The organism is Raoultella sp. (genome assembly GCF_039594335.1).
GTDB lineage: Bacteria > Pseudomonadota > Gammaproteobacteria > Enterobacterales > Enterobacteriaceae > Klebsiella.
The window spans coordinates 21,435-32,881 of sequence record NZ_JBCNNS010000043.1 but is presented as its reverse complement, the minus strand read 5'-3'; the positions used below and the strand labels follow the sequence as shown (position 1 = coordinate 32,881).

The following is an 11,447-nucleotide window of genomic DNA, read 5'->3' as shown; positions in this document are numbered from 1 at the left end:
GAACACCTTCAAGTATGTGATCCCGAAAGTCCTGCTGACCATTATCTCCTCGACCATCGTGGCCTACGGCTTTGCCCGCTTCGAGATCCCGTGGAAGAAGTTCTGGTTCGCCACGCTTATCACCACCATGCTGCTGCCGAGTACCGTGCTGCTGATCCCGCAGTACCTGATGTTCCGTGAAATGGGCATGCTGAACAGCTATCTGCCGCTGTATCTGCCGTTGGCCTTTGCCACCCAGGGGTTCTTCGTGTTCATGCTGATCCAGTTCCTGCGCGGCGTGCCGCGCGATATGGAAGAGGCGGCGCAAATTGACGGTTGTAACTCAATTCAGGTGCTGTGGTACGTGGTGGTGCCGATTCTGAAACCGGCGATTATCTCTGTCGCTCTGTTCCAGTTTATGTGGTCGATGAACGACTTTATCGGCCCGCTGATTTACGTCTACAGCGTCGATAAGTACCCCATCGCGCTGGCGCTGAAAATGTCCATCGACGTCACGGAAGGCGCTCCGTGGAACGAAATTCTGGCAATGGCGAGTATCTCCATTCTGCCATCCATCATCGTGTTCTTCCTGGCACAACGCTACTTCGTACAGGGCGTTACCAGCAGCGGAATCAAAGGTTAAGAGGGAAATATCATGGCTGAAGTTATTTTCAACAAACTGGAAAAAGTTTACTCCAACGGCTTCAAAGCGGTACATGCTATCGACCTGAAAATCGCGGACGGCGAGTTTATGGTGATCGTTGGACCATCCGGCTGTGCGAAATCCACCACCCTTCGCATGCTGGCGGGGCTGGAAACCATCAGCGGCGGCGAAGTGCGTATCGGCGAGAAGATCGTCAACAACCTCGCGCCAAAATCACGCGGAATTGCGATGGTGTTCCAGAACTATGCGCTTTACCCGCACATGACGGTGCGTGAGAACCTCGCCTTTGGTCTCAAGCTGAGCAAGCTGCCGAAAGATCAGATTGACGCCCAGGTGAACGAGGCGGCCAAAATCCTCGAACTGGAAGAGCTACTCGACCGCCTGCCGCGCCAGCTTTCCGGCGGCCAGGCCCAGCGTGTGGCGGTTGGCCGCGCGATTGTCAAAAAGCCGGATGTGTTCCTGTTTGATGAACCGCTCTCTAACCTTGACGCCAAACTGCGCGCCTCGATGCGGATCCGGATTTCCGATCTGCACAAGCAGTTAAAGAAATCCGGCAAGCCAGCGACCACCGTGTACGTCACCCACGACCAGACCGAAGCAATGACCATGGGCGACCGTATCTGCGTCATGAAGCTCGGGCATATCATGCAGGTCGATACTCCGGACAACCTGTACCACAAACCGAAAAATATGTTCGTCGCCGGCTTTATCGGTGCCCCGGAGATGAACATTCGCCCCAGCAAGCTGGTTGAACAGGCCGGTCGCCTGCACCTGACTATCGGCGATGAACTGCTGCCGTTAAGCGCAGCCCTGCAGGATAAAGTCGGCAGCCATAAAAACCAGCCGCTGTTCTACGGCGTGCGCCCGGAATTTGTCGCCATTGCCGATGAACCGTTCGCCGAAGGCGGTTGCTCAGGCGAAATGGTGCGGGTCGAAAACATGGGCCACGAGTTTTTCGTCTACCTGAAAGTCGCCGACTATGAACTGACCGCCCGCGTCTCTTCTGACGAAGCGAAGCCGATGATTGAAAAAGGACTGCATCGCAAAGTGTGGTTCAAATTCGACATGAATAAGTGCCATCTCTTTGATGCCGCTACCGAACAGAACATCTCTCTGTAATCACTGGAGTATTAAAATGAAAAAAGTGCTTTTAAGCGCCGCAATCTCCGCCACTCTGGGCCTTACCGCGTTACCGTCTCTGGCAAAGGATATCGATCTGCGTATGTCATGGTGGGGCGGCAACGGTCGTCATCAGGTCACTCTGAAAGCGCTGGAGGAGTTTCATAAACAGAACCCGGACATCAACGTTAAAGCCGAATATACCGGCTGGGACGGCCATCTTTCGCGGCTGACCACCCAAATTGCTGGCGGAACCGAACCGGATGTGATGCAGACCAACTGGAACTGGTTGCCGATCTTCTCGAAGAACGGCGAGGGTTTTTACGATCTGAACAAAATGAAGGATATCATTGACCTCAGCCAGTTCGATGCCAAAGAGCTGCAGTCCACCACGGTCAATGGCAAGCTCAATGGTATTCCGATTTCCGTTACCGCCAGGGTGTTCTACTTTAACGATGAAACCTGGAAAAAAGCCGGCGTCTCCTTCCCGAAAACCTGGGACGAGCTGATGGCGGCGGGCAAAACCTTTGAGAGCAAGCTGGGTAAGCAGTATTACCCGGTGGTGCTGGAGCACCAGGACACCCTGGCGCTGCTGAACTCTTACATGGTTCAGAAGTACAATCAGCCGGCAATCGACGACAAAACGAAGAAATTCTCCTACAGCAAAGCGCAGTGGGTCGAATTTTTCCAGATGTACAAAAAGCTCATCGACAGCCACGTGATGCCGGACACCAAATACTATGCCTCGTTCGGCAAGAGCAACATGTATGAGATGAAGCCGTGGATTCAGGGCGAATGGGCGGGGACGTACATGTGGAACTCCACCATCAACAAATACTCCGACAACCTGAAGCCGCCGGCAAAGCTGGAATTGGGCGACTACCCGATGCTGCCGGGCGCCACCGATGCCGGCCTGTTCTTTAAACCGGCGCAGATGCTCTCTATCGGAAAATCGACAAAAAATCCGCAAGCGGCGGCGAAAGTGATTAACTTCCTGCTGAACAGCAAAGAGGGGGTGGATACGCTGGGCCTTGAGCGCGGCGTGCCGTTAAGCAAAGTGGCGGTGAAATACCTGACCGAAGACGGCACGATCAAAACCGACGATCCGGCCGTATCCGGGCTGAAGCTGGCGCAATCGCTGCCGACAAAACTCGCGGTATCGCCTTACTTTGATGACCCGCAGATCGTTGCCCAGTTTGGCACATCGCTGCAGTACATCGACTATGGACAGAAAAGCGTAGAAGAGACGGCCGCCGACTTCCAGCGCCAGTCCGATCGTATTCTGAAACGCGCCATGCGCTAACGGTTGCTCATTCTCTCTGCCCTGTGGCCCCGGCTGCGGGGCATTTTTTCGTCAGGAGCGAGTCATGAAAGGCAAAATCATCCCGCTGAATTTCCGTACCACGAAAGACAGCGCAACCGGTCGCCAGGTGATCCGAATGACGCCCCCGCACGTGATTTGTCACCGCAACTACTTCTACCAGAAATGTTTCACCCGCGACGGCGGTCAGCTGATTTTCGGCGGCGGATTTGAAGGTCACTGGAACTACTATGTACTCGATATTGCCGCGCAGCAGGCCATACAGCTCACCGACGGGCCGGGCGACAATACCTTTGGCGGTTTTTTATCCGCCGACGACCGAACGCTGTGGTACGTGAAAAACAACCAGCGGCTGCGCCGCGTGGATCTGGCGACGCTGGAAGAGCAGGTTATTTACCCGGTGGATGACGACTGGGTCGCCTATGGTACCTGGGTAGCAAACAGCGATTGCAGCCGGCTGGTCGGTATCGAGATAAAAAAAAGCGACTGGCAGCCGCTGACCGACTGGAGTCAATTCCGCGCCTTTTATTTTACCCATCCCGAATGCCGCCTGATTAATATTGACCTGCATAGCGGTGAGCGCCACGTGATCCTGCAGGAGAAACGTTGGCTGGGCCATCCGATTTTCCGGCCGTTTGATGACCAGACCATCGCGTTCTGCCACGAAGGGCCACGCGATGCTATCGATGCCAGAATGTGGCTTATCAACGCTGACGGCAGCCATATGCGCAAGGTGCGTCAGCACCAGCCGGGAGAGAGTTTCACCCATGAGTTCTGGGTACCGGACGGCTCCGCGCTCTATTACGTCGCCCACCGGGAAAACGATCCGCATCGCTATCTCTACCGTGCCGACCCGACCACGCTGGACAATCGTCGGCTGCTGACCATTCCCCCCTGCTCACACCTGATGAGCAACCACGATGGCTCCCTGGTTGTCGGCGATGGCGCACCGCATCATACCGGCGATATTCAGCTGAACGATCCGTTTATCTGGGTATTTGATCTGCAGTCCGGTACGCAGCAGGCCATTTGTCGCCACGACTCCAGTTGGAAAGTGCTCGACGGCGATCGTCAGGTCACCCACCCGCATCCGTCATTTTCACCGGATGACCGCTGGGTGTTGTTTACCTCCGATAAAGAAGGCATGCCGGCGCTGTTCCTGGCGGAAGTGTAATCATTCAGCCACGCACCCGGCTCGCGCGGCGCTTCGCCGGGCTACCGGTTCAGCGCCGTCTGCGATCCGCTGCCCGGCTAAGGCATTTACACCACAATCTTGTGATTGGGTAGCCCGGGTAAGGCGTCTACGCCGCAACCCGGGAAACCTGTCAGAAGAAATATTTAAATCTTACCCGCGCGCCGTAGCGTTCATCGGTACTGCCGCTCTTCGCCGACGACGAATCCAGCCAGGAAGCATAGGCCCCGAGATAAATATTAAAGTTTGGCATATTCATGATGTCCGGCAACTGCCAGGAGGTATGGATAGTGTGGATGTCATAGCGCCCCGGCGCCAGAATCGCACAATCGCCATCGCACTCAGCGCTCACGCCAGACATATTGAACCGATCGATTTTGTTATGTGCATAGATATAGCCCAGCTCCATGCGATGCCATAACGCATTGATACCAGTGCTGAAATCTTTTTCGTCCGCCGCATCCAGATATGCGGTGCTGACGTTCACCACCGCCCCGTCTTCAGCATCCGTTTTCAGCGTATTCCAGCTCAGCGTCATGCCGTAGCCGGTACGGCTGGACTGATCGACCCAGCGGCCGCTCTGATTCTCATAGCCATAAGCATTATTGACAAGGTTGCTCTCCATTGCCGCCGCCACCGACCAGGCGCCTGACTGCCAGGCCGCAACCGGACGCACGTAAACCACGTTTTTACGGTTATCCAGCGCGTTGCCATGATAGTTCTGAGCCACGAACAGCGAGCTGCCGTCCTCCACCAGGGTGTTCAGCTCAAAGTACCAGTTATCAAGATGTTTACTGAGCAGAAAGTTGCCACCGCTGCTGCTGCGCCCGCGTCCTTCTTTCATCATGTAAATATAGCCGTAGCCGTCGCTGTACAGATCGTTCGCCGTGTTGCCGGAATATTCAATAAAGGTGTCCTGATTTAGCGGGAACATATCATAAGCTTCGAAGCGACCGATTTTAATTTTCCAGTCATTCTCCTGGCCAAAGAAAAAGGCCGCATCATCAAGATTCATCTTGCCATTGATATCCGCCAGCGGCTGCACGCTGAATCCGGCATATTTCCCGTCAGCCCCTTTACGCAGACCATCAAACCCCAGCAAAATTCGGCCATTAATATCCCAGCGTTCTTTATTTCCCGGCGCCCAGTTTTTATTGGCCGAGGTTTTCACCGACGTCAGACTGCCGGTGCGACTGGCGCCATCCATATTAAACTCAACGTCACCATAGAATTTTAATTCTCCATTATCATTAAGCTGTAATGTCGGCTTCTTCACCCCGGCGGCGGCCGTCACCGGCACAGCTGGCGGCCGCGGCTGTTGCTTCAGCGCACGAATCTCCACCTCCGCGCTGGCCGCCCGTTGCTCCGTTGCCTTCAGGCGCTGCTCCATCTGCGCCAGCCGCTCTTCAAGCGAAACGGACTCCTGCGCACTCACGGCGGGGGTAAATAAAGACGTCAGCAAACATCCGACCCAGATATTTTTCATCGGCACACCCTTTATTATTATTTCAAGAAAGGTATTTTTTTATTTATGATAAAACTGGCGACAGAGGTAATAATAACCCGCCCGTCGCCTCGGACAGGTTATTAACAACATTCCATTCAGTTAATTTATTCTAATTGCCAGGCACCGGCTTCCGATAATAAAGCGGTACCACTCCAGGAAAATAAGGATAATTCCCGATGCGCCGCCTCCGGATAAATACGGCTGCTCAGACAGGCCTCCCCCTCGTTCACGAACACTTCAACTGAAGAACTATCAAAGAAGAGACGCAGTTTTAGTGGCGATGTCAGCGAGAGTGGAACACTCCGTACGCCGCACAGACCGTGCTGCGGGTAGTGTCGCTCCAGCACCAGGCGCTGCATCTGCGCATCAACGTAGACGCGCAGACCATCGCCGAAACTCAGCCCATACTGTTCCGCCGAACTGCCCGCGCAGTCCCAGTCCAGGATCACCTCCATCGATTCACCGTTTTCCGCCATCAGCGACCGTTGGTTTTTCAGCGAACTCACCGGCCACGGGAACCAGGCCCTGCGCAGGCACTCCACCTCTTTCGCCGGGCGCATCTGTAGACGGTTATCGGCGCTCAGAGTCAGCTCACGCGGCAGAGAGAGCATGCCTGCCCAGCCATCCTGCTGTTCCGGCAGCGGTGATTCCCACATGTCCAGCCAGCCGATGACGATACGGCGACCATCGGCAGTGAGGAAACTCTGCGGGGCATAAAAATCATGACCATGGTCCATCTCAACAAATTCACCTTCCCGGACAAACGGCTGCCCGGGCTGCCAGTCGCCGAGCAGATAGCCGCTCTGGAATAAATTACGATTCTGGTAGCCATGTGCCGCCATCCCCTGCGGTGAAAACATCAGCACTCGCTTGTCGCCGAGCGCGAAGAAGTCGGGGCATTCCCACATATAGCCCATCTTCTCTTCGGCTTCATCAAGGATCCCTTCGTCATGCCACTGGCGCAGATCGGCTGAACGATACAGCCGCACCTGGCCGGTATCGCCGACGCGAGCGCCGACGATCATGTACCAGCTCTCCCCTTCACGCCACACTTTCGGGTCACGGAAATGATGCAGGCCCGGTGGGGTATCCAGCACCATGCCCTGACGTTCAAAATGAATGCCGTCGCGGCTGGTCGCCAGACACTGCACCTGATAAAGGTTGGCTTCATCGCTGGGATCGCCGTGGAATTTATGTCCGGTATAAATCAGCGCCAGCGTATCGCCGTCCACCACGGCCGATCCGGAGAAGCAGCCATCTTTATCCTCCGGCCCCTCCGGCGCCAGCGCCACCGGCAGGTGTTCCCAATGGACTAAATCCTTGCTGCGCGCATGACCCCAGTGCATCGGTCCCCACTGCGTGGAGTAAGGGTGATGCTGATAAAAGGCGTGATACCAGCCGTCAAACCAGACCAGACCATTGGGATCGTTGATCCAGCCCGCGCGGGCGGCGAGATGGTAGCGTGGGTACCAGCGCAGGTTTAACGTCTCGCGTTTCGCCTGCAGTTCCTGTTCAGCGTTAGCAATGGTGTACATCATATTCTTCACTCTTTTCATTCAGATAGCGGAGGGTTGCGATATCATCGGATCCGAAGATGAACGACTGGATCGCAACAAGAAAATGGAGATAAAGGTGGTGCAGAACACCAGCAGTCCCATAATCAGATAGGACTGGGCGAAGCCATATTTCTCGTAGCTGTAACCCGCCAGCGGCGACAGCACCGTGGCAATCACCGAGCTGGTGCAGGCAAAGCCCACCAGATACAGTGTGGAAGAGAGGCGTTTATCAAAGTTTAAGCTGTTGTATTTAAAGATGGCGACCAGCAGTACCGGCAGTTCCACCGCATGCAGCAGCTTGGTGATGGAAATCAGCAGCGGCCCTTCCACCAGCCCGGAAGCCACCATGCGCATCGCCATCACCATCCCGGCGAATATCAGACCGTTTTTCGCGCCGATGCGGTTAACAAGCCACGGCGCGCAGAACATCCCGGCGGCTTCAAGGAACACCTGGAACGAGTTCAGGTAGCCGTACATCTCGTTGCCTTCCTGCAAGGTCGGGAACTGGGAAGAGAAGTAGACCGGGAACTGCTGGTCGTAAACACCGTAGATACAGGTGCCAATCACGAAGAAAACCAGCGCCCAAAAACGCGGCAGGGTCAGCAGACGCAGGGCATCTTCCAGCGTCACTTTACCACCCGATACCGCTTCCTGCATGGCGTGCGGCGCGGAGGAGACCCGCAGTCGCGCCAGCAGAATAAAGAACACCAGGCCGGAACAGCTGGCGACCGCAAAGTTAAGTTTCGGGTTGATGTTAAACAGCAGTCCGGCGAAAAAGGTCGCCACCGCCCAGCCCAGCGATCCCCACATACGCGCCCGACCAAACTCAAACTGGCTCTGGCGCGCCACGCGTTCGGTGTAGGATTCGAGTACTCCGATGCCACCGTTAAAGGTTAGGCCGATATAGATCCCGCCAAAAATACTGCCGAGCAGTACGTTTATTTTCAGCAGATAACCAAACAACAGATACGCCGGCCCGGACAGGATCAGCAGCACGGTGATATACCAGAGCAGGTTTTTACGCAGCCCGAGCTTATCCTGAATAAAGCCGTAACACACCTGGGCAAACAGTGCTGATACGGAAAGCACGGCATAGATAATCCCGGTATCCCCTGCTTTGAGCCCTACCTCCTGGTGCAACCAGATAGAAAGCAATGAGCCGGAAGAGGACCATGTGACAAAAAAGAAAAACAGTAAGGCGCTGAGTAACGGATAGCTGTGAGAGTGATGGGTTTTCATCATGACATTCTCGTGTAGGGGTAATGCACGCAATGGTAACGTTAACAAAAAACATAAATCATGCCGTTTTGCTGAGATACATGATGTTAATCACAAAAGTTAACGTTAACATAATAAAGGTGAGATCGCGATCAAAGAATCCGCCCACTGGCAGAACACGGCATACGATAAAATATCGTATGATCCTTTTACATCAGCAACTTAGTTATATAGCCTGTTGCATGGCAGCAACGGTGGAGTGGGAAATATGGCATCCTTGAAAGATGTGGCAAAACTGGCAAACGTATCTCTGATGACGGTTTCACGGGCGCTAAACAACCCGGAACGTCTGAAACCAGAAACGCTGGCTCGCGTTCAGACAGCTATCGAGCAGACCAACTATGTCCCCGACCTGTCAGCCAAGAAAATTCGTGGCGCGCGCGCCACGCCAAATACCATTGGTGTACTGGCGCTGGATACCGTCACCACGCCGTTTTCGGTTGAGCTCGCGTTGTCTATCGAAGAGACCGCCCGCGCGCACGGCTGGAACAGCTTCGTGGTGAATATGTTTTCCGATGACAGCCCGGAAAACATCGTCGACTTGCTGCTCTCCCACCGTCCTGACGGTATCATCTATACGACCATGGGGCTGCGCCAGGTGCCGGTTCCGGCCAAGCTGCTGACGCTACCCTGCGTCCTCGCCAACTGCGAAAGTCTTAACGACCCGGTCGCCAGCTATATTCCTGATGATGAGCAGGGTCAGTACGCTGCGGTAAAAGCCCTGCTCGCCGCAGGCTATAGTCGCCCGCTCTGTTTACATCTCCCGGTCAACCATCTCGCCACCGTGCGCCGCCGCCAGGGGCTGGAACGCGCCTGCCGCGAAGCCGGTCTCGATCCGGATACGTTGGTGCACAGCTATATGGCCTATGGTGATAAGCACTACCATGATATTCCCGCGGTGGTACAGAACCATCTCCGCCAGGGAAAACCGTCATTCGATTCGGTTATCTGCGGCAACGATCGTATCGCCTTTATGGTCTATCAGACGCTGCTGGCACAGGGATTGCGGATCCCGCAGGATGTTGCGGTGGTGGGCTACGATAATATGGTGGGCATTGGCGATCTGTTTTTACCGCCGCTGTCGACGGTGCAGTTGCCGCACTATGATATCGGGCGCCTGAGCGCCCTGCATATTATTAACGGCAATAGCCATCGGGAAACGGTACGCGTAGCCAGTCCGTGGCTGCCAAGAGCATCCCTGTGATTAATTACCGATATTGCGCAGCTTTTCGCCGGACATCAGTCGGCGCTCGATGTGTTCGAGCGTGACGTTTTTAGTTTCCGGAATCAGCCAGAACGTTACACCGATAAACGCCACATTCAGCGCAGTGTAGAGCCAGAAGGTCCCCGCTGCACCAATGGTATCCAGCAGCGTCAGGAAGGTGGCACCGATAATCATGTTCGACACCCAGTTGGTGGTGGTTGAACAGGTAATGCCAAAGTCGCGACATTTCAGCGGCTGAATTTCTGAACACAGGATCCACACCACCGGCGCGGCGCTCATCGCATAGCCGGCAATGCACATCATGGTCATGCCGACGGAAAGCCAGGACAGCCCGCTGGAGGCGGTGCCGTTATCAAATTGCATCAGGCAATAGCCGAGTACCAGCGTTCCGACAGCCATCACGCTAAAGCCGATTTTCAGCGCCGGTTTACGCCCCGCTTTATCAACGGTAAAGACCGCGATAAAGGTCGCAAACATAAAGGTCAGGCCTACCACCAATGTGGCGATCATCTGCTGCTCGGTAGTAGTGAAGCCCGCCATTTTAAAAATACGCGGCGCATAGTACATGATGATATTCATGCCGGTAAATTGCTGCATCGCCTGCAACAACATGCCAAGAAATACCGCGCGGCGGACGTTGCGATTGATCTTAAACAGCGCCCAGCCGCCTTGTTTGAGTTTCAGACTCTCGCGGATTTCATTGAGCTCATCACGGGCTTTTTCCGAGGTATCGCGCAACATACGCAGCACCTCTTCCGCTTCGACATGGCGCCCCTTTTCAGCCAGCCAGCGCGGGCTGTTCGGCAGGAAAATCACCAGAACGATCAGCAGAAGCGCCGGCAGCGCCAGGACGCCCAGCATCGCCCGCCAGTTACCACTGTAGCTGAATGCGGTATCGGACAGGAACGCCATGACAATCCCCAACGTCACCATCAGCTGATACATACTGATCATCTTGCCGCGCACATTTTCACTCGCCATTTCAGAAAGATACAACGGTGCGGTATAAGAGGCGATCCCCACGGCGATACCGAGAATGATCCTCGCTGCCAGCAGCATTTCGACACTTGCGGAAAACGCCGATCCGATCGACCCGGCCACAAACAATATCGCCCCCGCCATCAAACTGTATTTACGTCCCAGTCGGAAGGAGAGCCAGCCGTTGAATAGCGCACCGATCGCCGCCCCCAACATCATACTGCTGACCACCCACTCCTGCAGGCGGCTGGATAAGACAAAATGATCGGTAATAAAGGGCAGCGCCCCGGCAATCACCCCAATATCGAGGCCAAAAAGCAATCCAGCCACCGCAGCGGCAATAGAGACAAACTGATTCATGCGTCGGGTATCACGCTGACTACGCGCCGGGACCGTCGTGCTGTCACTGATTGAGGTCATGTTTTCCTGCCTGAGCAAAGTAAGATGTCCAGTGAAAGTACGCGATCGGCGCGACAAGGTGTCAGGGAGGAAACGCCAAGGATATGGATTAAATAGCTGGCATGACTTGTTTTGTGATGGACATAAAACTTTCTATTATTCCCGTTTCATCAATATCTGTTTATTAACTTCTTTTATACATTGGCATATAGCTGAAAGCGTGGCGAAA

9 protein-coding genes are annotated in these 11,447 nt (G+C 54.7%); 5 read left to right on the top strand and 4 right to left on the bottom strand.

Features of this window, described 5'->3' with window-relative positions:
• The 4 genes from ACZAHD_RS10105 to ACZAHD_RS10090 form a co-directional block, all read left to right on the top strand.
• Positions 1-622, top strand: a 622-nt coding sequence (locus ACZAHD_RS10105) for a carbohydrate ABC transporter permease (protein ID WP_462456645.1), incomplete at its 5' end; no start/stop codon positions are given.
• A 12-nt stretch (positions 623-634) separates the two neighbouring features.
• Entirely contained in the window at positions 635-1,762 is a 1,128-nt protein-coding gene (locus ACZAHD_RS10100) for an ABC transporter ATP-binding protein (RefSeq protein WP_462456644.1), read from the top strand.
• A gap of 16 nt (positions 1,763-1,778) precedes the next feature.
• Positions 1,779-3,065, top strand: a complete 1,287-nt coding sequence (locus ACZAHD_RS10095; protein WP_462456643.1) for an ABC transporter substrate-binding protein — start codon at positions 1,779-1,781, stop codon at positions 3,063-3,065.
• Positions 3,066-3,129: 64 nt separating this feature from the next.
• Positions 3,130-4,257 carry an oligogalacturonate lyase family protein gene (locus ACZAHD_RS10090; protein WP_462456642.1) on the top strand — a complete coding sequence of 376 codons (1,128 nt, stop codon included), beginning with the start codon at positions 3,130-3,132 and terminating at the stop codon, positions 4,255-4,257.
• Positions 4,258-4,408: 151 nt separating this feature from the next.
• Here ACZAHD_RS10090 and ACZAHD_RS10085 read toward each other — a convergent pair whose 3' ends face one another.
• From ACZAHD_RS10085 to ACZAHD_RS10075, 3 genes are all read right to left on the bottom strand, one after another.
• Entirely contained in the window at positions 4,409-5,761 is a 1,353-nt protein-coding gene (locus ACZAHD_RS10085) for a carbohydrate porin (RefSeq protein WP_462456641.1), read from the bottom strand.
• 125 nt (positions 5,762-5,886) lie between these two features.
• On the bottom strand, positions 5,887-7,320 hold the full coding sequence (locus ACZAHD_RS10080; protein WP_462456640.1) for a glycoside hydrolase family 32 protein: 1,434 nt from the start codon (positions 7,318-7,320) through the stop codon (positions 5,887-5,889).
• 18 nt (positions 7,321-7,338) lie between these two features.
• A complete protein-coding gene (locus ACZAHD_RS10075; protein ID WP_462456639.1) occupies positions 7,339-8,580 on the bottom strand; it encodes an oligosaccharide MFS transporter in 1,242 nt (413 codons plus the stop codon).
• A gap of 244 nt (positions 8,581-8,824) precedes the next feature.
• Here ACZAHD_RS10075 and ACZAHD_RS10070 point away from each other — a divergent pair, with 244 nt between their 5' ends.
• Positions 8,825-9,820, top strand: coding sequence for a LacI family DNA-binding transcriptional regulator (locus ACZAHD_RS10070; protein WP_462456638.1), 996 nt, complete (start codon positions 8,825-8,827; stop codon positions 9,818-9,820).
• On the opposite strand, the gene araE is transcribed toward ACZAHD_RS10070, so the two are convergent.
• A complete protein-coding gene (gene araE / locus ACZAHD_RS10065) occupies positions 9,821-11,239 on the bottom strand; it encodes an arabinose-proton symporter AraE (RefSeq protein ID WP_462456637.1) in 1,419 nt (472 codons plus the stop codon).
• Between the last annotated feature and the right edge of the window lie 208 nt (positions 11,240-11,447).